The sequence below is a fragment of the Sphingobium sp. B11D3A genome (assembly GCF_025961695.1).
Taxonomy (GTDB): Bacteria; Pseudomonadota; Alphaproteobacteria; order Sphingomonadales; family Sphingomonadaceae; genus Sphingobium.
Window position 1 is genome coordinate 2,734,087 of the sequence record NZ_JAOQOE010000001.1, and the last position, 24,562, is coordinate 2,758,648.

Consider the following 24,562-nt stretch of genomic DNA (forward strand, 5'->3'; position numbering starts at 1 on the left):
CTGCAGTGGGAGGGGCAGATGCGCGCATTGGCAGGGATGAAACGGCTCGGCACGAGCCTGACAATTCTGGGTCTGGAGCTCTCATCTGCCTCCCTCCTTCACGCTCAGGTGCCCGGGCTGGCGGCACTGCATGTCGCGACGGCACAGGGGCAAATTCAGGGCGTCGCCACCGAAACCGGGGCAGCCTATCTGGGCGTGCCCTATGCGGCGCCGCCGGTCGGAGAGCTGCGGTGGCGATCACCGGCCCCGCCGCGCGCCTGGGCCGGCGTGAAGCAGGCCGACCATTATGGTCCACCCTGTGCTCAGGCGCCGCTGCGCGGGCAAACCGCGGTATCCAGCATCAGCAGCGAAGATTGCCTGACCCTCAATATCTGGGTGCCACGTGCGTCGGCGGAGCCAAAGCTGCCGGTCATGGTCTGGGTCCATGGCGGCGGTTTTCAGAACGGCATGGGCAGCAGTCCGACCTATGATGGCGTTGCCCTCTCCCGGCACGGGGTCATCGTGGTCACGCTCAACTATCGGCTCGGCGCGTTCGGCTTCTTCGCGCATCCACAGCTGACAGCAGAATCGCTCCATAAATCCTCCGGCAATTTCGGATTGGAAGACCAGATCGCCGCGCTGCGATGGGTTGCGGCGAACATCGCGCAATTCGGCGGTGATCCGGCCAATGTCACTCTGTTTGGTCAGTCGGCCGGCGGCGCCAGCGTTCTTGATCTGGTGACCTCCGATGTGACGGACGGGCTGTTCGCGCACGCCATCATCCAGAGCGGCGCGGCGCGTAGCAGCATTGCGCCCCTCAATATGGCCGATGCGGAGCGGGAGGGCGAGAGCTTCGCCAACGGCCTCCCGCTATCGGCCTTGCGTGGCCTGGATACGGCGGCGGTCATCGAGATGGCGCAGGCGGCTGGCCAATCCGGCGCGCGCTTCTCGCCAGTGCAGGATGGCTACATCATCACCCGCGCCGCCACGGACGCCATCTCTGACCAGCGGCGCAAGCCCATCCCGCTGCTGATCGGCAGCAACGCGCGGGAAGGGCTGGCGGTTCTGCCGCCGGACAAGCTCGATGCTGCGATGGCCAGCGCGTTCGGTGCGAATGCGGCTGCGGCCCGCGCGGCTTATGGCTTGTCCGCCGCGATGCCGCCGGCGCCCGATCGCCTGATGGGAACGGTGGCGGAGCAATTCTCGACCGACAGCAGCTTTCGCTGCGGCGCCGTGCAGATCGCAGCAGCATCGGCAAGAGCGGGAGGGCCGGTCTGGCACTATCAGTTCGAGCAGTTCGTGCCCGGCCGTGAGGCGCGGGGCGCTGCGCATTCGTTCGAGGTGCCCTATGTGTTCGGCAATCTGCTGACCACGGGGTTTTCGGCTGCCGATTACAAGGCGGCCGACCGCCGTCTCTCTGATCTGATGGTCGAATATTGGACCAATTTCGCCAAGACCGGAAATCCAAATGGCGCAAAGCTGCCCGTTTGGCCGGCCTACCAGAAGGATCGCCGCGCCTATGCGCGGTTCTCCTCGGATCACCCCGGCGCGGTGGAACTCGGGACGGATCTGCGCGGCGAGATCTGCCGGCTTTTCCCCTGATCGATATCAACGAGGAGCAAGGATGTTATGAAGAGACCATTTGAGCCTGCCGTAAGAGCGCTGTCCCTGGCCGGTCTGGCCGCGCTGCTTTTCTCGGGAGCCGCGCCTGCGCTGGCCCAGAGCCAGGCCGGCGCGCAGCAGACAGCAGCAAAGCCGGCACCCAAGATGCGCTCGCGTTTGATGACGACGCTGACCGGGTGGGAAGTGGAAGACTATCTCAAGCGCAACGATGTCATTTTCGTGCCAGTTGGCCCGGTTGAGCAGAATGGCGGCAATCCGACGGATGTCGAATATGTCATCCCCCTCGCTTATGCGCAGGAACTGGCCGAGAAAGCGGACGGGCTCGTGATGCCCTACCTCGCTTATTTCTATCCCGGCGGGACGACGACCAGCCGGGGCACGGTGTATGTCTCGACATCCGACAGTCTGCCCTACCTCAAAGCGTTGACCCGCTCGCTCATTCGTCAGGGGTTCCGCCGCATCATTTTCCTTACCTCGCACGGCCCGTCCCAGCAGACCATGCTGCCGCTGGTCCGCGAAATTTTCGATGAAGAGCATGTTCCGGTGCTGTGGATGGGGACGGACATGGTCCGCAAGTCGGAGCCGGGTCAGCCGCGCCCCGGCTTCGGTGACGGTCCGCCCAATGGCCGCAATCTGGTGAGCTATGGCGCCTATCAGCTGGTCGGCCGTCTCAACGATATGCCGGTCGGCCTCAGCCAACCTGAGCATGAGATCGAGCGCGATCCCAGTGCCGTGTCGCGCTATGTCCCTCCGTTCAGCGGCACGCCTGCCGGCAGTTTCTATCCCGATGCGGTGCTGCACGGGGGCTTCGTCAAGCCGGTGACCGAACAGGAGCGGGCGCAGTGGGGGCGAGAGGGGGCCGACCTTATTCGCTCCCAGGTCGCCTCCTTCGACGTGAACGGCCTGCTCACCGAATTGCGCAAGCGCGACGAGTTCACCAAGAAGCTCGAGAAGAAATATGGCGATCTTTTGCCCGGCAGAGGTCGCTAAAGGCGGACGGCACCGCCCCGCCCGGGAACGGCGGGGCGATCGCCACAATCAAATGCGCGCTGTTCAACAAAGTGGCAGGGATTGCGCTGGCCAGCGCGCTGCCGACATGAGATGGGTCCGGCCATGCGGTTCAAGGGCCTTGATCTCAACCTGCTCTACGCGCTCAGCGTATTGCTCGATGAACGCAGCGTCTCGCGTGCCGCGGCGCGGGTCAATATCAGCCAGCCGGCCATGAGCGCGGCATTGACCCGTCTGCGCGAACATTTTGCGGATGACTTGCTGGTCCAGGTCGGCCGGCGCATGGTCCCGACCGCTTATGCCGAGAGCCTCCAGCCGCTGGTCTCCCAGTTGATCGAGCAAGCGGACCAGATCCTGTCGACATCCAGCACGTTCGATCCGGCGATCTCCAACCGTCGGTTCCGCATCAGCGTGTCGGATTATATGATGACTGTGCTGATCGGCCCGCTGATGCGCAGCCTCGGGACGATCGCGCCGGGCATCCGCATCGATGTCTATCCGACAGGGCCTGATGCGACGAGCTTTCTCGAGAAGGGCGAGGTCGATCTGGTCATCTGCCCCGAGCAATATCTATCCCCCGCGCACCCCAGCGAGATGCTGCTGGAAGATGAGCATGTCGTCATCGGCTGGGCGGGCAATCCGGCGCTGGCGGGGCCGCTGGATCGCGAGACGCTCTTCTCGCTGGGCCATGTCGCCGTTCGCTTCGGCCAGTCGCGCGAGAGCACTTTTGCCGAGCAGCAGGTTTTTCCGCAGCAGGACAAGCAGCGCACGGAACTCACGACGAACAGCTTTTCGAGCGTACCCAGCCTGATCGTGGGGACGATGCGCGTGTCCTTCCTGCAGAAGCGGCTCGCGGATGCCTTTATCGATCAATTGCCCATCGTCGTGCGCCCGGACCCCCTTGGCCTGCCGCCGCTTCGGGAAATGGTCCAGTACCATGCCGCCCGTGCGAATGACGCCGGGATCCTCTGGCTGGTGCGGCAAATGCACCATATCCTCCACACCGAATGACCTATCCATAATCTTGATGGAACTGTATCTGAACAATTCATTTTTCAGATTTTCTACGCGACGATAGAACAGGCCCAAGGCCCGCTTCAGGGCTGCCATGCGCGCGGAGAGGGAGGTCGAAAGCTGCCGCACATGCTGTGCCTGCATCCGCGCTTCGCCCCTCGCCCCTCTCATCAACAGAATCATCGGACATAGACCATGCAGAGCCTGCACATTCTCGTCATCGGCGGCGGCATTGGTGGCCTGACCTCGGCCATCGCGCTGCGCAAGCAGGGGTTCTCCGTAACGGTGATCGAGCGTGATCCCAGCTGGAGCGTCTATGGGGTCGGCATCATCCAGCAGGGCAATGTCCTGCGCGCGGCGCACATGCTGGGCATATTGGACGACTATGCCGCGGCCGGCGTCGGTTTCGATGCCGTCGAGGTGTTCGCGCCCAATGGCGTCCAGGTGGCGCGGGTGCCATCGCCGCGCCTGCTGCCGGATTATCCCGCCAATCTCGGTGTCGGCCGCAGGCAGCTCCAGAAGGTGCTGGGCGATGCGGCACAAGGCGCCGGCGCCGAGATCCGCCTGGGCGTGACGGCGCAAGCGATCAGCGACGGGGATGACGCCGTCGAGGTGGCGTTCTCGGATGGCAGCGCAGGTCGTTTCGATCTGGTGATCGGCGCGGATGGCGTCTTTTCCAAGACGCGTGAGATGATCCTGCCGGACGCGGAAAAACCGCAGTTCACAGGGCAGGCCGTGTGGCGCTATAATCTCCCGCGCCCGGCCGATCTCGATGCGCTGCAGGTCTATAACGGGCCGATTGGCGCCGGTCTCGTGCCGATCAGCCCGGACCTCATGTATCTGTATGTCACCACACCGGAGCCGGGCAATCCCTGGTATCCGCGCGAGGGCCTGGCTGCAGCGATGCGCGCCAAGCTCGCCGGCTGCGCCCCGGCCTTGCAGGCGCTGGCCGAGCAGATCGTCGATGACGAGGAGGTCGTCTATCGTCCGCTGGAAGGCATGCTGGTCGAAGGCCCGTGGAGCAAGGGGCGGGTGGTGCTGATCGGCGATGCCGTCCACGCCACCACGCCGCATTTGGGGCAGGGCGCCGGCATGGCGATCGAAGACAGTATCGTGCTCGCCGAGGAACTGGCCCGTCACGCCTCCGTCGAAGAAGCGTTCGCGGCTTATCATGATCGCCGCTTCGAGCGCTGCGCCTACATCGTGCGCGCCAGCCTAGCCATTTGCATGGGCCAGATCGGAAAAGGCCCGCCCGTCGACAACGCCAAGGCCACCGCCGAAATGTTCGCGCGCACGGCCGAGCCGATTTGAAAGGAACTGAAGATGAGCCGCGTCACCGAAATTCGCTATGTCGGCTATGCCGTCACCGATTTTGCCACCGAGTCCAGCTTCTATGAGGGCCAATGGGGCCTTGAGCGCGTGCCCAGCGACGATGGCATGGCGTGGTTCAAGACGCAGGGGCATGACGAGCATCATGTCGTCCGCCTGCGGCCCAGCGACGAGAACCGTGTCGATGTGATCGCCCTGGCTGCCGATAGCCGCGCCGATGTCGATGCGCTGTGCGAGAGGGTGCGGGCCTCGGCGGCCAAGCTGGTGAGCGAGCCGCAGGATTTGACCACGCCCGGCGGCGGCTATGGCTTTCGCTTCTTCACGCCCGATGGCCTGCTGATAGAGGTCTCGTCGGATGTCGCACGTGGCGAGGCGCGCGAGATCACGCGCTGGGAAGGCCTGCCGGTCAAGATCAGCCACATCGTGCTGCATTCGCCGGATCATCAGGCCGCCGTGCGCTTCTTCTGCGATGTGCTGGGCTTCAAGGTTTCCGACTGGCTGGGCGATTTCATGTGCTTCCTGCGCTGCAACAGCGCGCATCACCGCATCGCGCTGCTGCCCGGGCCGCCGTGCCTCAATCACGTTGCTTATGACATGACCGATGTCGACGGCATGATGGCGGGTATCAGCCGCCTCAAGCAGAACAAGACCGATATTCGCTGGGGGCCGGGGCGCCATACGGCCGGCGACAATACCTTCTCCTACTTTGTCACGCCCTCGGGCTTCGCGGTTGAATATACGGCTGAACTGGAAGACGTGGACTTCGAAACGCATGAGCCCAAGGTCCATGTGCCCGCGCCGCGCGTGATGGATCAGTGGGGAATCGGCGTCGGCGGTCCGCAGACCATGCCCCATCCGGAGGCCAATCCCGGCTTGTTCGTGGCAGTGGAGGCCTGATCCGTGGCGTTGTTCGAATATTTCCCTAACTACATCTGGAACCTCTCGGTCGCCATCGCGCTGGAGAGCGGCGGGCGCATCGGCGAGATCGTCGATATGTGCCAGCCGATCAAGGATGCCGCCGCCAGCGGCGCTGACGCCGGCACACCGCAGTTCATGGCGCAATGGGTGCGGGTGGCGGATACGCTGGTCAGCCTTGCCGATGAGGACATCGCAAAGGGCCGGGCCATCTCGGCATCCGAGAAGCTGGAGCGAGCTGCGCTCTACCTCTTCGTGGCGGAGCGGATGCAGGGCCATGGTTCCCCGGGCCGCGAGGAAACCTACGCCCGGGCGCTGTCGATCTTCGCCCAGTCGACCGATCTCGGCAAGATCAACCGCGAACGGGTGGAGATCCCGCTCGGCGATGGCAGCATGATGTCGGCGCTCTACACGCGGGCGCCCGGCGAGGGGCCGCGGCCGGTGGTCGTCTACTGCAATGGCCTCGATAGCTGCAAGGAACTGCTCTACTGGTCACGCCTGCCCGAGGCGCTGGCCCGACGCGGTGTCTCGACGCTCTGCGTCGATCAGCCCGGCACCGGCGAGGCGCTGCGGTTGCACAATCTGCCGGTCGATCCGCATAGCGAAAACTGGGCATCGAAAGCCGTCGACTGGCTGGAGACCCAGCCGGATGCCGACCCCAAGCGCATCGGCATGACGGGCATCTCGCTCGGCGGCCACTTCGCGCCGCGCGCCGTCGCCTTCGAGCCGCGCTTCGCCAGCGGTGCCTGCTGGGGCGCCAACCACAATTGGCGGGAAGTGCAGGACAAGCGCATCCGCCGCGAAGGCGAGAACCCCGTACCGCACTACTGGGCGCATGTGTTCTGGGCATTCGGCGCGAAAGACATGGAGGATTTCCTCGCTAAATCCGAGGACATGAACCTCAATGGCCGCATGGATGGCGTGCGCGTGCCCTTCCTGGTCACCCACGGCGCACATGACCGCCAAATCAGCGTGGAATATGCCCATGACTGCTACGCGCAACTGGTCAACAGCCCCCGGCGCGAACTCAAGATCTTCACCGAGCGCGAAGGCGGGGTGGAGCATGTCGGCGCCGACAATATGTCTTACGGGCGCGATTATATTGCTGACTGGTTCGCCGAGACGCTGGGTGGCCATACCGATTGATCGAAAAAGAAATTCGTCGGGTGCTGACGTCGCTTCCCGCCGCCCGTCGTTTTCGCAAGTCGGCATACCTCTTATTAGAATGTCTTGTTTCCGCATCCAGCAGGTTGGGAGCGCGATAAGGGGACTAAGTTCTGCGAGGTACGGCGGGTCGGTCTATTGTCGGTGCAAATCGTTTAAGGTTCGAGAGCGGACCGGCGCAGGCTCGCCTCCTTTCGGCACGGCCGAGAGTCAGGAAGACATCGTACGCATTTTATCCATGGTTTCCATTGAGGATGCACCCCACAATATGAGGACTATCGAGCGCGCGCTGAATGTTTTGCGTGACGCAACGGCCGCGAAGGGCAAGGTGGAGACCCGTGGGGGTCGCGCTCGCGCTGTGGGTGCTGCGCGAGCGCTGCCCGGACGGATGGCTGGTCGCGTTCTGAAGTGGGAGGATCCGACCATGAGATTGCGCGCAATCAGGGATTGCACGCTGCCTATAATGGCATTGTGAGACAGCTGAGCACCAGGGGAGGTCTGTTCGAAGACGCTGCGAGGATGAAATGAGGCCGCTGCATTCCAATAACGGTCCCTCAACCTCCAATTGCGCAGGAACGAGTACGCATGGCCAATGGCTGGGCACTCGAGGGCGCTGTTGAGGACCAAATCGAAGACAGCGTGAAAGATGCGCTGGCACCAGAGCGTGCTCGTATGCCGGCAGGTTCTGGTCGCGCCGATTGTGAGGAATGTGGATAGCTAATCCCGCAGGCACGCCGCGAAGCTCTGCCCGGTGCCCGGACATGCGTGGCCTGCCAGTTTGGCCGCGACAAGCACCGGGCTTTTTCCTGCATCAACCGGCGCGGCAGTAAGGATAGCCAACTGCGCTGATGGTGAGCGGTCAAAATCTCACGCCATCGGGGCACTGCTAGCCGCAGTCGCCAACTTAGCAAACATTTAGCGTACAAATGCTGGAGTTCAGAAGCGGCCGTTCATTAATAACCTAAATGTCGTTTCGCCGGGATTGTAGCGTCGCCATTACCGGATGGTCGGTTATTGATGGGCATTGCCGGCATGAAATCGTCAAATTTCAGATATGTACCAAATCGGGGCAGTCTCAATCCCGCGATAGCGGAGCCAAATCAGCCCCCCACGCATTGTGGTTAACGCGCATGCCATACAATGGTGGGCTGAGGGGGAGGAATGGTCACGATATCGAAGACCGAGGTGGCCGCAGACCACATATTTGCAGAGCCGGACGGTGGGCGCCCGATCGATCAGGACGGACAATCTGACCGGGTTGCAGACGATCTGGACTGGATACTGAGCAAGTTCGCCGGTCGCGTCTTTGCGGACGAGGCGGTTCTTTCCCTTCATCGCGACGATAACAGCCCAGAGCTGCTTGCGCGAGTGAGCCCCAACCGCGCCTTGCTCTCCGATCCGCACTTGGCGGTTGCGATCGCATGTCAAGATACCGACGCGCTTCATTATACCGGTCAAGGTGCGCGTGTTGCTTGGCACGAACTGACGCAGGTCGAGGAAGCAAAGCGTGCGATGACCTTGGCCGTGGCACAACATGGTGGGCTGCGCCTGATCCTCACGGCGCTTTACCGTCATGCCAACATGGTCCAGCGGCTGGCCGCCGAGCAGATGGCCAAGAAGCTGCAGCCCGTGCTTGCGGGCTATTTTCGCCTCTGGCTGCATGCGCGAAGCCAGCAGCGGGCCTTGATCGCCTATAAGTCGGCGCTCGACCTGAGCGACGTGGCGATTATCATTCTTGACGGCCACGGCGCGGTGATCGGCGAGAATGCCGTCGCCACGCTGATGTTCCAGAAGCGGGATGTGGTGCACAAGTCGCGCTATTCGCTTGTTGCCGTCAATCGCGGCGAGACCACCAAGCTGCACGCGGCCATGGACCATGCGTCGCACGATGGCGAAGCGGTGCTGATCAGCCTGAGCCGGAAGAATTATCGCCGGCCTCTCATGGCCCTTTTATCGCCGACATTCACGCGCCCGGAAATTTCCGCGGATCCTTCTTTCGTCCTGTGCATTTATGATTCGGACACGGACGTAACCCTGGCGCTCCAGCGCTGTTGCGACGCCTATCGGCTCACCAAGACCGAGGGTCAGCTGGTCCACCATCTGGTTTGCGGCCTCGCACTGAATGATGCTGCCGCCCGGATGAAAATCGCGGAGGCCACCGCGCGAAGTTATTTGAAACAAATCTTCGGAAAAACGGCCACCCATCGGCAATCTGATCTTATCAGGGTGATGTTATCGAGCATTGCTCGAACATCATTGGGTCATTTTTCCGCCCTCTGATTCAGAAGCCCGATTCCCTCTTATTATTCTGAGACTTTCGTTCGTCTTCACAATTATCACACTCACCCCCAAATGAGGGTTACTCATACAGCGCTATGAGGGGGGAAGAGATAGTTCGGTGGGGGTGAAGGTTAATTCGTCGTTAACCTATTCAGGGTGGGTCTCCGCGGAGGCGGAGTCGATGCGTCGATCGGGGAAAGCCCCGAGGGCGGCGTGGGAACCCTGAAAGGACGACAATCGATGAAAACTCTACTTATCACGGCCTCGGCCGCCGCGCTTATCGCGGCATCGCCCGCGCTGGCGCAGGACGGCAACACCGTCAGCGATAGCGGCAACAACAGCTGGATGGCCGAATCCACCACCACCACCACCAGCGACAGCGGCAACAGCGCCTGGACCGCAAACACGTCCACGAACGTGGCCACCAACACGGATAACAGCGTTGCCGACAGTGGTAACGATATGTCGAACAACTCGGTCAACACCGCCGACAGCGGCAACACGATGACGTCCGACAGCGGCAATTCTGCCTGGACGGCCAACACCACCACGAACACGGACAACAGCGTGGCGGACAGCGGCAATAGCGCCACCACAACCACCACCAGCGACAGCGGCAATTCGGCTTGGACCTCCAATGCCACCACCAACACCGACAACAGCGTCGATGTGGCGGACAGCGGCAACGACATGTCGAATAACTCGGTGAACACCGCTGACAGTGGTAACACCACAACCACGACGAGCGACAGCGGCAACTCGGCCTGGACGTCCAACGCCACGACCAACACCGACAATAGCGTCGATATTGCCGACAGTGGCAATGACATGTCCGACAACAGCCTCACTGTCTCCGACAGCGGCAATGATATGTCGAACAACTCGGTGAACACCGCCGACAGCGGTAACACCAGCACGAGCGACAGCGGCAACAGCGCCTGGACGTCGAACACCACCACGAACACGTCCACGGACAACAGCGTCGCCGATAGCGGCAACGACATGTCCAATAATTCGGTGAACACGGCCGACAGCGGCAATGACTCGTCCACGCACGACATGTCGGACAACAGCTCCGCTTCGGGCGCGCAGGTTGCGGCCAACAATGGCGGCACGGCAACCGACAGCCGCGACATGTCCTCTCAGGATGACAGCTCGACCAACACCGTGGCCAGCAACAACAGCTGGGAAGACAATTCGGACAATTCCGATCACAGCTGGGCCTTCAGCGGCGGTGATACCGCAGCCGGTTCCGCCAAGTCGGATTCCGTCTTCGGTGACAGCGCCCTGGTCGCCAGCGCCAACCTCTCAAGCTATGTCACGGGCGTGAGCGTCAGCTTCGACGGTCGTGGCGGCGAGTCCCCGGTGGCTGATAACAGCATCCGCACGGGTGGCAGCGCATTCCAGAACTTTGCTGGCATGCAGGCGGTCAACCAGAACACCGGCGTTGGCGCATCGCAGAACGCGTCGGTGAGCGTGGCGGTCTCCGCGGGCGACATCACGCTTCGCTAAGCCTCTCCAACTGGCCGGCGATCTCCACCGCCGGCCAGTCTTTTCACATCATAAAGGGAGAGGATGCATGAACCGATTTCTATTCCGCCGGGCATGGCTTGTGACCTTGCCGTGCAGTTTTGCCTCGACTGCCCTTGCGCAACCGCCATTTGAGGGCGCGGCGCCGCCCGTCGACGTCGCCACGCTCGAGCAGGTGACAGGCCGCGCGGATCTCAACCAGATCGCCCAGTCCGAGCATGTTGCCGCCGTATCGGACAGCAGCGTGAGCGGCAATTCCGTGACCGGGGCGGTGGCCATCGATGGGAACGCATTCCAGAACCTTTCCGGCCTGTCGATCATCAATGCCAATTCCGGCAACAACGTCGCGATCAATGCTTCGATGAACGTCAACATCGCCCTGCTGCCCGCACAATAATGGCGCGCATGCTCCTTGCCGCACTCATGCTGCTCTCCGGCTGCAGTGCGCAGGTGAGCGGAGGGCCGACGTTCCAGCTCGGAGCGGCGGGTCTTGGCGATGTCGCGCCGCCTGTCACATCGTTCGAGGACCGGCGATTTTTAACGGTTGTTCGGCAGCAATATGATTTCAGTTGCGGTTCGGCTGCCCTCGCCACGTTGCTGACTTATCATTATCGCCGGAGCAGGGCGGAAGCCGACGTGTTCAACGGCATGTGGCGCGTGGGAGACCGTGCGCAGATTACCCGGCTCGGCTTTTCGTTGCTCGACATGAAGCGCTATCTTGCCAATGCCGGCCTCAGCGCGGACGGATACAAGGTCTCGCTCGACCAAGTCGCTGCGGCAGGCGTGCCCGGCATCGCGTTGATCGAGGCGAACGGCTATCGCCATTTCGTCGTGGTCAAAGGCATCAGCGCGGAGGAGTTGCTGATCGGAGACCCCGCGCTCGGTCTGCGCACCATGTCGCGACCTGCGTTCCAGCGCGCATGGAACGGCATCTATTTCGTAATCGGCGAGGATACTGCAGTGGGCCGCAGCGCCTTCAATGGGGACCGGCAGTGGGCGGCCTTCTCCCGCGCACCGGTCGGCGCCGCATTCGTTCAGCCGCTCAGCCAGCAAGCACTGGCTTTGACTGCGCCCTTCATGAGGGACTTCTAGCCATGAACCGCCATCTCATCTCGGCCGTTGCAGCAGTTGTCCTCTGCAACCCCGTCTTCGCGCAACCGCCGGTCGAGGGACATGAGCCGGTTCCGGAGGATGTTCTTGCCGAAAGCCGCGGCAAATTCCTCCTCCCCAACGGTGTGGAAGTCGCCATGGCCGTACAGACCGATACGAGCGTCAACGGGCAATTGCTCCTGCGCAGTGTCTTCACCGTCGATCAGGGCGCGCCGCGCCTTGCCATCTACGCGCCACAGTCGACAAGGCAGCCCGATGCGCCAGGCACCAGCGGCCCCTCGCAACACGCGGGCAACCCGGGTGATGTCTGGGTCAGTTTCGACCGCGAGAGCGGTGTCTCGCTCGTCGAGCGGAGCTATCGTCCGAGCGTCGGCGCCGTCACCGTGAGTACGGGCGAGCAGGCGGAGATCGGCCTCAGCCCCGATGGATCGACACCACTCCCGCTAGGCCCGGGCGATCGCGCGCAGACCCAGAACGGCACGGTCGGGCTCGACCGGCTAGGCAGCGGTTTCAAGGTGACCTTGTCGCAGCAGGATCTGGAGGTCAGCCACGTGTTTGGGCAGGCCTTGGGCAGTGTGCTCCTCAACAGCGGTAACAACCGTGCGATCGAGACCAGCACGACGATCAACCTCGATCTGATGAACGCCACGCCCGCGACCGTCGGCTCGGCCATGCCGAGGATCGACAGCATGGCGCTTGACGCGACGCGGGATCTTATTCGTTGAAGGAAGGACACAAATGACCAGAATAGGTCGGCTCCTGGGGGGAGTGGCAATGCTTGGCGGCGCACTGGCTGCATCACCGGCATGGGCCCAGCCAACGGGCACCGCGCTGCCACAGTCGAGCAATGCCAGCCCCGAACTGAAGCAGGCGCTCAGCCTCATCGCCCGGCAGCAACAGCAGTTGGAAGCGCAGGAGGCGCGCATTCGTGCGCTGGAGCAGCGCCTTGCCATGGATGCGCAACCAAGTGGCGCAACGGCGGCGCCATCGGCAGCAAATCCGCCGCAAACTGTTCAGTCCGCCAGCAACGCTGTCCCGCCGCCGCGCGCGCCCAATGGTGCGCCCCAGTCCCCGGCTGGCCCCGTGGGGGAAGCGCCACCGGATATCGATCGCCCCCCCGAGGTCGCGGTGCTGGGAGAGCAAGGCAGCGTCGTGACCCGGCGCGGTCAGCTCACCGCCGAGCTTCAGCTCGATTATGCGCGGGCCGACCGCAACCGTGCGCTTTTCCGCGGCATCGAAGTGGTGGAGTCCGTGCTCGTTGGCGTGTTCGACATCAACGAGAGCCGGCAGGACGTGCTCACGGCATCCGCCGGCCTGCGTTATGGGCTCCTCGGCAATGTCGAGATCGGCGCCCGTCTTCCGTTCGTCTATCGCAATGACAAGTCGGTGCTGGCCCCGATTCAGGGCACGACGGGCGATCCCGATGCGGCGACCATCGATAGCAGTACCAGCGGCCGGGGGATTGGCGACCTTGAGCTGTCGGCGCGCTATCAGCTGAGCTCTGCGCGTGGCGGCTGGCCGTTCCTGATCGGCAATTTGCAGGTTGTGGTGCCCACCGGCACCGACCCGTTCGACATCTCTCGGGATACGCTGGGCCGCGCGACCCGTGCGGCCACGGGGTCCGGCTTCTGGGGTGTGACGCCGAGCCTGACCGCAATTCTGCCCAGTGACCCAGCCGTCCTGTTCGGCTCCATTGGCTACACCCGCAATTTCGGTCACGGGGTCGATACGGTCATCCCGCCGGTGCGTATCACCTATGTGAAGCCGGGAGACGCGATATCCGTCAGCATGGGGATCGGCGTATCATTGAACCAACGCACCTCGTTCAACCTGGGTTATGCGCACAGCTGGTCCTTCGGCACGCGCACCACGCAGCGCCTGCTGATGCCCACGATGGACTGGGGCGACCCGCAGGTGCAGACGGCGCGCGATCTCCAGATCGGCCGCCTGCTGTTCGGCGTAAGCTACCGCGCGACGGACCGCACGACGCTGAACTGGTCGGTCGAGGTGGGGGCGACCGAAGACGCCACCGATCTGCGCACGGTGCTGCGCATCCCGTTCGTGTTGTCGAGGGGCAGGTGACGCCGCGGAACGTAGTTGTTCCAGCGCGCCGGGCCTGTTTCTGCTGCCTTACAATGGCCCGCGTTCGGATCTGCCCGCTGCTGACTAGGTCGCCAAATCTTCATTTGCACCTGGTCACGGCCCCGCAGTTTGCTGTTCGATCGCTAGATCGAACAACGTTCGATCTCATAACCGGCGTCGCTGATCGAGATAGAAGTGAATCTCCCAAATTTGTTTCGGCTTCAGGGCACGCTTTCACGCCGACTGTCCTTCGGGCATTCTAGGTCCGATGCTTGGTGTTGGGTTCTGTTTCAGGCATCTCCATGATCATTCTCCAATGGCCGGAATGGCCATCTGGAGAATGCTCGACCTGTTGAGGGGATGAATTCAGCAGGGCACCTGGCGACCAGTGTCGGTCGTTCCCATCAGCCAGGATGAATGGCCGCTCGCGGCAAAACCTGCCGTTAGTGTGAGTCTCAGAGGCCAAGCAAGATTCGCCCTTATACCGGCAGTTAAGACACCAGACCGCGCTTCCTAAGACCAGCCATTTATTTGCTGAAACAGGGGAGCCCACCGCCTCGGCCAACAGTAAGATCGAGGTGACACGCTAGGCTGTGAGGGGCAGCTCCGGATCATTTGGAATGATGATGTCGGGCTGCTGGCAGATGTGGAAGCCGGGAAGATCGACGTGGTCGTGGTCTACAAGGTTGACCGCTTGACCAGAGCCCTCTCGGACTTTGCCCGCATCGTCGAGATCCTCGATGCCCGGGGCGCCAGCTTCGTCTCGGTCACGCAGGCGTTCAACACCACCAGCAGCATGGGGCGGCTCACACTCAATGTGCTGCTCTCCTTTGCCCAGTTCGAGCGCGAGGTCACCGGCGAGCGAATTCGCGACAAGATCGCCGCGTCGAAGAAGAAGGGCATGTGGATGGGCGGTAACCCCCCGCTTGGCTATGATGTGAAGGGCAGGGCGCTGGTGATCAACCAGGCCGAAGCGAGCCAGGTCCGCCACATCATGAACCGCTATATCGCGCTGGGCTCCCTGCAGGCCCTGGTCGAAGAACTGTTGCGCGATGGCTATCGCACCAGGCAGCTTCATGGTCGGGGCGGCATTGCGTTCAGCCGCGGCGCGCTCTCACACCTGTTGGGCAACGCTATCTATCGCGGCAAGGTCGTGCACAAGGGGGCGGTCTATGACGGCCAGCACGACGCGATCATCAATGAGGCACTTTGGGATGCGGTACAGCGTCAGCTGGAAGAAGGACGCAACAACCCCCCGGCCAAGCGGTCTCCCAGGCGCAGCTTGCTCACCGGCCTGATCCACGATGGGGAAGGCCGAAAGATGTCGCCCAGCCACACGGCCAAGGCGGGCAAGCGCTATCGTTATTATGTAACCCATCCCAATACGCTCATCGGCAGCAGCGAAAAACGATGGCGGGTCAGCGCGCCGGAGATCGAGCGCATCGGCACGGATCGCCCGAAGGGCTGGCTCACGGATCATCGGGCTCTCGTCGAGTTCGTCGGCGCCCAACGTGCCATAGGTGCGCTGACCAGAGCATCCCAGGTTGCAGCCGATCTGCACAAGGCATCAAAGCGTCCGGCGATGCTGACGATGCTCCTCGGTCGGATCGACATGGCAGAGGAGAGCATCACTCTCACACTCCACCGTGACAAGCTGCAGTCCCTCCTGGGTCTGGATCAGCTGGCCCATGACCGTCCGGTGCAGCTGACCAGCCGCGCGATCCGCATCCGGCAAGGCAAGGATGTTCGCATGATCATTGGCGACTCGCGGGATCGGTCAGCTGATACGATCAATAAGCCGCTGGTCGCGCTGATCGCAGAAGCCCGAGCGCTGCATCTAGCGCTGCTTGGCGCCCCCGAGCATAGTCTGGCATCACTTGCTGACGCGCAGGGCAAGTGCCGCAAGCGTTCTGCGCAGCTGCTGCGCATCGCAATGCTTGCGCCAGATATCGTGGCGCAGTGCATCGAAGGTGTTCAACCGGTTTCGATTACGACCAAAGGACTGCTCAACATCGATCTGCCGATCAACTGGAGTGAGCAGCGGGCTTTGCTTGGCTGCAGGTAAATTCAGTCACCCATCTAGGGAAAGCGTCGGCCGGATGTCCTCCGGCCGTTTTCTTGTTCGACGCCGCGCAGCGCCGACCTGTCATGAGGTTTGGAAAATGGCCACTGACATAATGGGATAGAAATGGCCGACGGTGCCCGCGTGCTTGGTCTGTAGACCTCAGTTCGCGAAGCGTCGGCGCCAAAACGGCGCAGTTTCGCGCGAGTTATGCCGCGGCCACACCATGGCTGACGAATCTCGGAGAAACACGGACTATCTGGTGCGGGCGGTCGGACTCGAACCGACAAATCCTTGCGGATGGCGGATTTTGAGTCCGCTGCGTCTACCAATTCCACCACGCCCGCACGGCGCGAACCCCTTGATGCAGCGCGCTGCGGGGATGGCTGGCGCGCCTATATCTCACCTTTTTAGGAAACGCCAGATGCTCGGTGGCGTTCATGGGCCGCGCGTGAGAATAGATATCTCACGCCCGTGCCCTCGTCAGCCGGCCCGCTCGATCAGGCTTCGGCGTGGCCGTAATCGGAGCGGTGCCGGCGGGCATCGCCGGCGGTGGCGCGGTTCTTGAGTGCCTGCTCGACCCTGTTGAGCAACTCGGCCGGGCGATAGGGCTTGCCGATCACATCTTGCGAGATGGTCTGGGGGCCATCGGAGACGAGTTGCTCATTATAGCCGGTGGTCATGAGGATCGCGATGCCGGGCACCAGCTTCACCGCTTCCTCTGCCAGCAAAATGCCATTCAGGCTGCCGGGCATGACGAGATCGGTGAAGAGAAGATCGATAGGGTCGGCTTCCATCAGCTTCTGCAGCGCCTTGAGACCCTCGTCGCCCGAGATGGCGGTCGAGACACGGTAGCCCGCGCTTTCGAGGATCTCGCGGGACAGGGCCATCACTTCAGGGCTGTCTTCCACCACCAGAATATGGGCCTTGCCGGAGGGACCATCGGCGGGCGCGGCCGCGGTGATAGGGCTAGGCGCGGCGGCGCGGTCATCCTCGTCATTCTGCACGGAGACCGGGAAGAGCAGGCGGATCGTGCTGCCGACGCCCTGTTCGCTCTCAATCTCCAGCCGGCCCCGCGATTGCTGCAGGAAGCCGCTGGCCATGGCGAGGCCGAGGCCCGTGCCCTGGCCGGTGGGCTTGGTGGTGAAGAAGGGCTCCGTCGCGCGCTGGGCGACATGGGCGGGCATGCCTTCCCCCTCATCCGTCACCTCAAGGCTGATATAGTCGCCGGGCGGAAGCTGGCGGGCGGCAGCATCGCCGTTGAGATGCAGCTTGCCGGTCGTGATGGTCACCAGCCCGCCGGCGCCGCGCATCGCGTCCTTGGCGTTCATCACGATGTTGAGCACCGCCATCTCGAACTGGTCGGGATCCACATGGATGCGCGGCAAGCCCCGCCGCAGGCTGAGGTGCAGCTCGATATCGCTGCCGAGCGCGCTCTCCAGCACATGCACGAAGCTCTGCACACAATCGCTCACATCCACCGACCGGGGCGTGAGCCGCGTCTTGCGGGCGAAGGCGAGCAGCTGGCCGGTCAGCTTTGCCCCGCGCGCGGCGGCGTGCTGGGCATTTTCGATATGCCGCCCGGCCCGCTCATCCTCGATGCGGTTCGAGGCGAGTTCCAGGCTGCCGCCGATCACCTGCAGCAGATTGTTGAAGTCATGGGCAAGGCCAGCGGTCAGCTGCCCGATCGCTTCCATCTTCTGCGCTTGGCGCAGCACCTGCTCGGTTTCGCGCCGCTTGGTCACGTCCAGCTGGCTGGCGAAAAAGTAGAGCAGCTTGCCGGAGACGTCATAGACCGGGCCGATGAACACCGCATTCCAGAACGGCGTGCCGTCGCGCCGGTAGTTGAGGATTTCGAGCGCGATGGACTCATGCCGCGCCACGGCATCGCGCAGTTCGGCGATCCGCTCGCGGTCCGTCTCGGCGCCTTGCAGGAACCGGCAGTTGCGCCCGATGATTTCGCTCTCTTCGTAAAGCGTCAGGTCCAGAAACGCCTTGTTGGCAAAGACGATGGGATTGTCCGGCAGATTGGGATCGGTGAGGATCATCGGCATCCGCGTCATTTCGATCGCGGCGAAAAATACGTTGCCCCGTTCGCTCAGGCCCGGCGCGGTGATGGTGCGCTCACGCCAGTGATCCTTGCCGCGCACGGTCACCCGGCCTTCGGCTGCTTCAGTGCCCTGATTGTCGTCCGAAGCGGCGGTATCCCCGCTTTCAGCCGCGAAGTCGTTGTGATCGCCCGATTCTATCGCCAAGGTCGCATTCCCTGTGGTTGCCCGCTCCAGCCGTCCGCGACTTTGAAGCCAGCATAACAAACGCTTCAGGACCGAGTGGTTCCCGAAAACCGCCCAGACTGCCCTTGCGTACAGGGGGTGGCTAGTCGTCCGATTGCCGGGGTGCAAGACAATGTGGGGGCAGCCGGGCTGCACGAACATGGACGCTGGGCGCGATCGCGCTATATCGCCTGCATGGCTCATACACAGGCAAAGCTCATCGTCCGTCCCGCGCTCGCCAAGGATGCGCGCGCAATCGCCCGGCTCTCCACCAAGGTCTATGGCAAGGCCGAGGCCATGACCGCCGCGCAAATTCGCGGGCAGATCAATAACTTCCCCGAAGGGCAATTCGTCGCCGATTATGAGGGCACCATCGTCGGCCACTGCGCCACGCTCATCGTCTCGCAGGAGATTGCCTTCGCGCCGCACAGCTGGGGCGAGATCACCGGCGATGGCTTCGGTACGCGCCATGACCCGGAAGGGGACGTTTTGTACGGCATGGAAGTCTGCGTCGATCCCGATTTCCGGCGTCTGCGCATCGGCCAGCGCTTTTACCGCAAGCGGCAGGAGCTATGCCAATATTTCGAGCTGAAGGGCATCGCCTTTGGCGGTCGCCTGCCGGGCTATGCGCGCCGCCGGCGGGATTATCCCGATCCGCAGGCCTATCTCGATGCCGCGATCGAGCGCAAGCTGCGCGATCCGGTGATCAACTTCCAGCTGGGGCAGGGCTTTCAGGCCAAGGGCATCCTGCCCGATTATCTGCCCGGCGACCGGGACAGCGCGGGCAATGCGGTGCTGATGTTTTGGCCCAACCCGCTGGCACCCGAGGAGGGGACGGGGCGCGCGCACCATGGCACCCTCAAGCTGCCGTCATCCGTGCGGGTCGCCACGGTGCAGTTCCAGATGCGCGGCATCACGCGGATCGAGCAGTTCGAGGAGCAGGTGGAGTATTTCGTCGACGTCGCGGCGGATTACCGCGCCGACTTCGTGGTGTTTCCCGAGCTCTACACGCTGGAACTGCTCTCCATCTCGCGCGCCAAGCTGGCGCCCAGCGAGGCCATCGGCAAGATCGCGGAATATACCGAGCGCTATTGCGCGTTCATGGAGAAGCTGGCCGTCAGCTACAATATCAACATCATCGGCGGCTCCCACCCCACGCGGGTGGAGAATGGCGATATCCGCAACATCAGCTATGTGTTCCTGCGCGATGGGGCGATGTACACGCAGGAGAAGCTGCACCCCACGCCATCAGAGCGGCGCTGGTGGAACATCAAGGGCGGCTTCGGCGCCGATGCCATCCCCACCGATTGCGGGCCGATCGGTGTGATGATCTGTTATGATTCCGAATTCCCGGAGCTGGCGCGGCACCTCGTCAATCAGGGCGCGCTGCTGCTGTTCGTGCCCTTCTGCACCGATGAGCGGCGGGGCTATCTGCGCGTGCGCTATTGCTGTCAGGCGCGGGCGGTGGAGAACCAGTGCTATGTCGTGACGTCCGGCGTTGTCGGCAATCTGCCGAATGTCGAGAATATGGACATTCACTATGCCGAAAGCGCGATCCTGACGCCCTCGGACTTCCCCTTCGCGCGCGATGGCGTGGCCGCCGACACCGCGCCCAATACCGAGACGATCGCCATTGCCGACCTCTCCCTCGACGATCTGCTGACCAGCCGGCAGAGCGGCGCCGTGCAGAACCTGCGCGACCGCCGCTTCGACCTCTACGGTGTGCAGTGGAAGGAGCCGCGCACCAAACGGGCGCGCTGACCTTCAGATCGCCGCGGCGGCTACCGGGCGTCTGCGCCGCCCCGCCTTGCTGGCGACGGTGCCAAGCAGGCCCAGGCCCAGCAGACCCACGGCGATATCGACCAGCGTCGCCATGCCGTCGTCCATCCCGACGAGGGCAGGGTGAGCGAGCGCGATGACGATCAGCACAGCGCCCGTCCCGGCCCGCCCGGCGGCGGAGAGCGCGGCAGGCGTCAGCACGGTGGCGGCCGCCAGCGCGCAGATGCTGATCGCCGCCCATAGGCCGATCAGCGGGCCGACCGATGGCGTCAACAGCGCGAGGAGGGCGGCGCCGCTCAGTGCAAGCGGCTGTCCCCACACGGTGGCCGTCCAGACACGCTCCCAGCCTGGCGCGGGCCGGCCCTTGTCCCGACGCCGGGCTAGCCAGATGTTGACGCCGCCGGCGGCCAGATAGGTCAGGCCGATCCCCAGCGCGGCATAGGCGATCTTGATGAGGCCGCCGCCGAACCAGCCGAAGTGCAGGATGCCAAGCGAGCCTAGAATCTGTTGGCCGACATTGCTCTGCGCGGCCTTGTGCTCGTAATAGAGCGTGCCGGCGCGGTCGAAGGCGTAGCTGTCGGCATCAGCGAGCCGGGACGAGCCATCCTCCACCTCGAACAGGATGGCTGCACCGGTTTCGGTCGGATGCTCGACGACGGCATAGTCGATCCGGCTGCCCGGCGCGCGCGCGGCAACCTGTGCGAACGATGGGCGCAGGTCGAGCGGCGGGGCGGGGCGGACGTCTTCGGCCGGATGAGGCGGCGTGAAGATGGCATAAACCTTGGCAGTATCGCCCTGGAATACCGCGAGGCCGATGGCGCCGACGATGATCGTGCTGAGGCCGAGCAGCGCGCCGGTCAGAGAGACGGTGATGTGAAAGGGCAGTGCCCATACGCCGATGCGGTTATGCAGATCGGCTTCCTGCAAGCGCCGCGATCCGCCGAGCCGCAGGTGGAAGGCGTCGCGGAAGATGCGCGGATGCGCCAGCAGGCCGGAAATCAGCGAGGAGAGCAAGGCGACGCCGGTCAGGCCGACGATGAAGATGCCCCAGCTTTGCGGCAGGTGCAGGTTGATGTGCAGCCGTGTGAGGAACTTCGTCCAGCTTTCGCGCTGTTCGCTCACAAGGCGCCCGGCGCTGTCGGCGATCCAGGTGGTGCGCGTCCCGTCTTCGGCGTCGACCCGTAGGGTCGGCCAGGGACGGTCTTCACTCGGCATCATGATGAACACATGCTCGACCGGTTGCCCAGCGCGGTCGAGCGCCGCACGATACGCCGCCTGCGCGGCATCGCCTGAGAAGCTCTCCACCGGTTCGGCACCGGGATTCTCCCAGCGCTGGAACTCGTTGGCGAACACCGCGATCGCCCCAGTCAGGCAGACCAGATAGAGCAGGGCGGCAAAAGCGAGGCCCAGCCCGCTATGGCCCTTGAGCACGGCGCGGACGAGGTCCGGGGAGGGGAAGCTCTGCTTCTTGGTGCGGCTCGTCATGTGAATCCCTTCAGCATCGCGGTGCCAAAGCCCAGAATGGCGGTGCCGACCAGCACCGCCGTTGCGCGCAGGATGCGGCTGTCCGCCAGGGTCCAGGCCATCGCGCCGCCCCAGGCGAGCGGCACGATCAGCCCGCCGATCAGCAACCGCGTTTGCGGTTCGCCTGGTGCCCAGATGGCATAGCTGATGCCCACGCTCATCGCGGCGACCATGCCGATCGGCCCGGCCAGCGCCCAGCGCAAGGTCGTGCGCCAGGGGCTTGCCATCCGTTCGGCCGGTTCGGGCGCGAGCGCTTCGCGGCCTTGCCGTCCGGCGCGGGCAGGGCGCAGCGTGTAGCCGGTGGCGATCACGCCGAACGCCGCCACCGAGACGAGTGTCGCGGCGGTAAAGGGACCGCGCGCGCTGCCCAGCACCCATGCCCCCCAGAGCAGCGTGGCGCCGAGCAGCGCCAGGCCGGCGATCCGCCACGGCGCCTTGCCGCTTTTGAGACTCCACGCCCCGCGCAATGCCCAGATGCCGGCCACGCTACCGGCCAGCATGGCGGTCAGCGCGGCAAGAGAGCCGGTTGCGCTCAAAACCCGGCCTCCAACACGATGCCGACACTGCGCGGCGCGCCGATGGTGGAGAAGCCGGTGAACGAGTTGATGTACTGATCGTATTTCTCATTGAGCAGATTGTTGGCAAACAGCGACACGCTCCAGTGATCGGCCGCATAGCCGAGCCGTGCGTTGACGACGGTCCGTGCGCTGACGCGGTTGCTCGATTGGGGCTTCGCCACATCCGTAAAGACAGCGCTGCGATAAGAGGCGTTGAGATTGGCATTGAAGCCGCCATCGAAGCGAACATTGGCGCCGCCCGCCAGCGTCCAGCGCGGCGCATAGGGGAATTCAAGGCCGGAGAGATCGGTGATCGAGCCCAGATTGGTGACGAAGGAGTCGAACTTGGTGCGGGTGTGTCCCAGGCTGGCATACCAGTCGAAGGCAGGCGACCAACGATGCGCCACTTCCACCTCGAACCCGTAGAGATGCGATTTGCCGGCATTCACCGTGTGCGTATCATAGACGCCGTTGCCGAAATTGGCGGTGGTCTGCTGGTCGGCCCAGTCGATGTAGAAGGCATTGGCGTTGAGCGTGAGTCGGCGGTCGAGCCAGGCCGAGCGCAATGACACCTCATAATTCCAGGTGAACTCCGGGTCGTAGGCGAAGAGCTGTGATCGGGCGGTGTTGAAGGCGCTGCCGCCCGACCGGTACCCACGCTGCGCAACGAAGGACGTGGCGAGATCCGGCGTCCACGCCATCTCGATGCCGCCCTTTGGCAGAAAGGCGTTGAAGGTACGCGCACCGAGCGGCGCCGACCCGTTGGCATCGTCCACCAGCCCCAGCACGAAGCCGTTGAGCGCGGTGATCGCGCCATTCAGCGGTGCAGGGTAGAGCGCAGGGTCGGGGAGCGTTCCGACGAACCGGGCGAGGGCGTCGCCACTGATCTGGTTGCGCTCATGATCGTAGCGGAATCCGCCGATCAGCGAGAAGCGGTCGGTCAGCCGATATTTGGCATCGGCGAACACGGCCATGGTTTCCACCTGATTGGGGAACTGCGATGTGTAATCGACCGGAATGGTTGGCAGCGCGGCGGTGTAGATCGTCGCCACCTGCTGCGCGGTCGCGGCGCCCAGTTCGCGCGTTAGCGCAGCGACGATGGTCGCGGCGGGCGTCGGCACCAATGTCACCTGATGCGAATTTCGATACTCGTCGCGGTGCGAGTAAAACAGGCCGATCAGCCCGCTGAGCCGGTCGCTCTCATAACTCAGGCGCAGCTCCTGTGTGAAGGTCTCCACACCGCCGGCAATGTCACTGTACGCGCGGCTGGCAGCGGAGGAATCCCCGTCATATTTGCGGATGAAATTGGTGTCCGTCCACGTGCCCACTGAACTCAGCGAAAGGCCGCTGCCGAGGTCGTAGCGCAGGTCGAGTAGCAGCTGATCGTGATCGACATCGCTGCTGTTGGGATAGTCGGACGGGTTGGTGCGATTGTCGAAATAATCGCCGACCGACCGGTCGACATAGGTGAACAGATAGCCGCCCTTGGTCTCGAAATGATGGTAGCCAAGGCGCGCCTCGAAGGCGGGCAGGGCGGACGGCGTCCACAGCAGCTTGCCGCGAACCGAGATGGAATCGAGCGGGTTCTCGGGCGCATTGCGGGTGATGTTGTGGATATAGCCGTCCGAATCCCGCTTTTCGGCCGAGACGCGGAACGCCAGTTCGTCGGCGATGATCGGGCCGCCACCGGCGACCGCGAACTGGGTCGCGTTGAAGGAGGAGACGAGGGCGCGGCCCTTCGCGCTCCAGTCGAAGGTCGGCTCCTGCGAGCGGATATGCACCGCCCCGGCCAGCGCATTGAGACCCTGAATGGTCGATTGCGGACCGCGGAAGATTTCCACCTGCGCCACGTCCCACATATCCGTCGGGCCGTTGGAGAGTACATCCTGTGGCACCGGCGCGTGATCGACGAACACCGTGGCCGTCGCTGCCGACCCGCCGCCCGAGACGCCGCGCTGGTCGATGCCGCGGATCGAGAAGCCGGCCGCGCCATAGGTTTCGGAGAGATTGGCGGTGCGCTGATAGATTTCCTGGATCGTCAGGATATTCTCCTGCGCCAGCCGCGCCTGCGTCATGACGCTGACCGAGGCGGTCGTATCCTGCAGGCTGCGAGACATCTTCTCGCCCGTCACCACGATGTCGGACGGCTCTTCCGTCGCCGGCACCGGTGCTTCTTCAGCGGTGGCGACCGAGGGCGCCGTGAGAGCGGCAAGCAAGGCGGTGGACAGCAACCAAGTACGCTTCATGATTTCCCCTTTTCAATCGGGGCGCGGACTAATTGATAAGGCTATTGCGAGTCAATCGCAAATCTTAGCGCGAGCAAGCGCGTGGCT

General features: G+C 63.5%; 18 protein-coding genes, 1 tRNA gene and 2 pseudogenes. 15 read left to right on the forward strand and 6 right to left on the reverse strand.

The window, feature by feature from the left end; translation table 11 throughout:
• The first annotated feature begins 18 nt into the window (after positions 1-18).
• The 13 genes and pseudogenes from M2332_RS12795 (at position 19) to M2332_RS12855 (ending at position 14,034) form a co-directional block, all read left to right on the forward strand.
• Positions 19-1,581: a carboxylesterase/lipase family protein gene (locus M2332_RS12795; protein ID WP_264574347.1), complete on the forward strand. Its 1,563-nt coding sequence runs from the start codon at positions 19-21 to the stop codon at positions 1,579-1,581.
• A gap of 27 nt (positions 1,582-1,608) precedes the next feature.
• Entirely contained in the window at positions 1,609-2,592 is a 984-nt protein-coding gene (locus M2332_RS12800; protein WP_264574348.1) for a creatininase family protein, read from the forward strand.
• A gap of 123 nt (positions 2,593-2,715) precedes the next feature.
• The gene (locus tag M2332_RS12805; protein WP_264574349.1) at positions 2,716-3,621 is read left to right on the forward strand and encodes a LysR family transcriptional regulator; all 906 of its coding nucleotides are present in this window, start codon (positions 2,716-2,718) and stop codon (positions 3,619-3,621) included.
• A gap of 198 nt (positions 3,622-3,819) precedes the next feature.
• Positions 3,820-4,935: an FAD-dependent oxidoreductase gene (locus tag M2332_RS12810; RefSeq protein ID WP_264574350.1), complete on the forward strand. Its 1,116-nt coding sequence runs from the start codon at positions 3,820-3,822 to the stop codon at positions 4,933-4,935.
• A gap of 12 nt (positions 4,936-4,947) precedes the next feature.
• A complete protein-coding gene (locus M2332_RS12815; protein ID WP_264574351.1) occupies positions 4,948-5,850 on the forward strand; it encodes a VOC family protein in 903 nt (300 codons plus the stop codon).
• A gap of 3 nt (positions 5,851-5,853) precedes the next feature.
• Positions 5,854-7,014 (forward strand): alpha/beta hydrolase family protein, encoded by a 1,161-nt coding sequence (locus tag M2332_RS12820; RefSeq protein ID WP_264574352.1) that lies wholly within the window; start codon positions 5,854-5,856, stop codon positions 7,012-7,014.
• Positions 7,015-7,617: 603 nt separating this feature from the next.
• Positions 7,618-7,881: pseudogene (locus M2332_RS12825) on the forward strand (DksA/TraR family C4-type zinc finger protein).
• A 312-nt stretch (positions 7,882-8,193) separates the two neighbouring features.
• On the forward strand, positions 8,194-9,312 hold the full coding sequence (locus M2332_RS12830; RefSeq protein WP_264574353.1) for a helix-turn-helix transcriptional regulator: 1,119 nt from the start codon (positions 8,194-8,196) through the stop codon (positions 9,310-9,312).
• Between the two features lie 240 nt (positions 9,313-9,552).
• Complete coding sequence (locus tag M2332_RS12835; protein WP_264574354.1) at positions 9,553-10,824, forward strand: hypothetical protein; 1,272 nt, start codon at positions 9,553-9,555, stop codon at positions 10,822-10,824.
• 67 nt (positions 10,825-10,891) lie between these two features.
• Complete coding sequence (locus M2332_RS12840; protein WP_264574355.1) at positions 10,892-11,239, forward strand: hypothetical protein; 348 nt, start codon at positions 10,892-10,894, stop codon at positions 11,237-11,239.
• A complete protein-coding gene (locus tag M2332_RS12845) occupies positions 11,239-11,934 on the forward strand; it encodes a C39 family peptidase (protein WP_264574356.1) in 696 nt (231 codons plus the stop codon). Before M2332_RS12840 ends, M2332_RS12845 begins: the two co-directional genes overlap by 1 nt.
• Before the next feature lie 2 nt (positions 11,935-11,936).
• A complete protein-coding gene (locus tag M2332_RS12850; protein ID WP_264574357.1) occupies positions 11,937-12,677 on the forward strand; it encodes a hypothetical protein in 741 nt (246 codons plus the stop codon).
• A 13-nt stretch (positions 12,678-12,690) separates the two neighbouring features.
• Positions 12,691-14,034 carry a transporter gene (locus M2332_RS12855; RefSeq protein ID WP_264574358.1) on the forward strand — a complete coding sequence of 448 codons (1,344 nt, stop codon included), beginning with the start codon at positions 12,691-12,693 and terminating at the stop codon, positions 14,032-14,034.
• A 28-nt stretch (positions 14,035-14,062) separates the two neighbouring features.
• On the opposite strand, the pseudogene M2332_RS16630 reads toward M2332_RS12855, so the two are convergent.
• Positions 14,063-14,338: pseudogene (locus M2332_RS16630) on the reverse strand (integrase); the annotation flags it as partial.
• Positions 14,339-14,680: 342 nt separating this feature from the next.
• Here M2332_RS16630 and M2332_RS12860 point away from each other — a divergent pair.
• A complete protein-coding gene (locus tag M2332_RS12860) occupies positions 14,681-16,099 on the forward strand; it encodes a recombinase family protein (RefSeq protein ID WP_264574359.1) in 1,419 nt (472 codons plus the stop codon).
• Between the two features lie 257 nt (positions 16,100-16,356).
• On the opposite strand, the gene M2332_RS12865 is transcribed toward M2332_RS12860, so the two are convergent.
• Together M2332_RS12865 and M2332_RS12870 are read right to left on the reverse strand one after the other, a co-directional pair.
• Positions 16,357-16,443, reverse strand: a tRNA-Leu gene (locus M2332_RS12865).
• Positions 16,444-16,596: 153 nt separating this feature from the next.
• On the reverse strand, positions 16,597-18,351 hold the full coding sequence (locus tag M2332_RS12870; protein WP_264574360.1) for a PAS domain-containing protein: 1,755 nt from the start codon (positions 18,349-18,351) through the stop codon (positions 16,597-16,599).
• A 213-nt stretch (positions 18,352-18,564) separates the two neighbouring features.
• Between M2332_RS12870 and M2332_RS12875 the strand changes: the two genes are divergently transcribed.
• Positions 18,565-20,130, forward strand: a complete 1,566-nt coding sequence (locus M2332_RS12875) for a carbon-nitrogen hydrolase family protein (protein WP_264574361.1) — start codon at positions 18,565-18,567, stop codon at positions 20,128-20,130.
• Between the two features lie 3 nt (positions 20,131-20,133).
• Here the strand turns inward: M2332_RS12875 and M2332_RS12880 are convergent, their stop codons facing one another.
• The 3 genes from M2332_RS12880 to M2332_RS12890 are packed head-to-tail and all read right to left on the reverse strand — an operon-like array spanning position 20,134 to position 24,475.
• A complete protein-coding gene (locus M2332_RS12880; protein WP_264574362.1) occupies positions 20,134-21,633 on the reverse strand; it encodes a PepSY-associated TM helix domain-containing protein in 1,500 nt (499 codons plus the stop codon).
• Entirely contained in the window at positions 21,630-22,208 is a 579-nt protein-coding gene (locus M2332_RS12885; RefSeq protein ID WP_264574363.1) for a hypothetical protein, read from the reverse strand. Before M2332_RS12885 ends, M2332_RS12880 begins: the two co-directional genes overlap by 4 nt.
• Entirely contained in the window at positions 22,205-24,475 is a 2,271-nt protein-coding gene (locus M2332_RS12890) for a TonB-dependent receptor (protein WP_264574364.1), read from the reverse strand. Before M2332_RS12890 ends, M2332_RS12885 begins: the two co-directional genes overlap by 4 nt.
• Between the last annotated feature and the right edge of the window lie 87 nt (positions 24,476-24,562).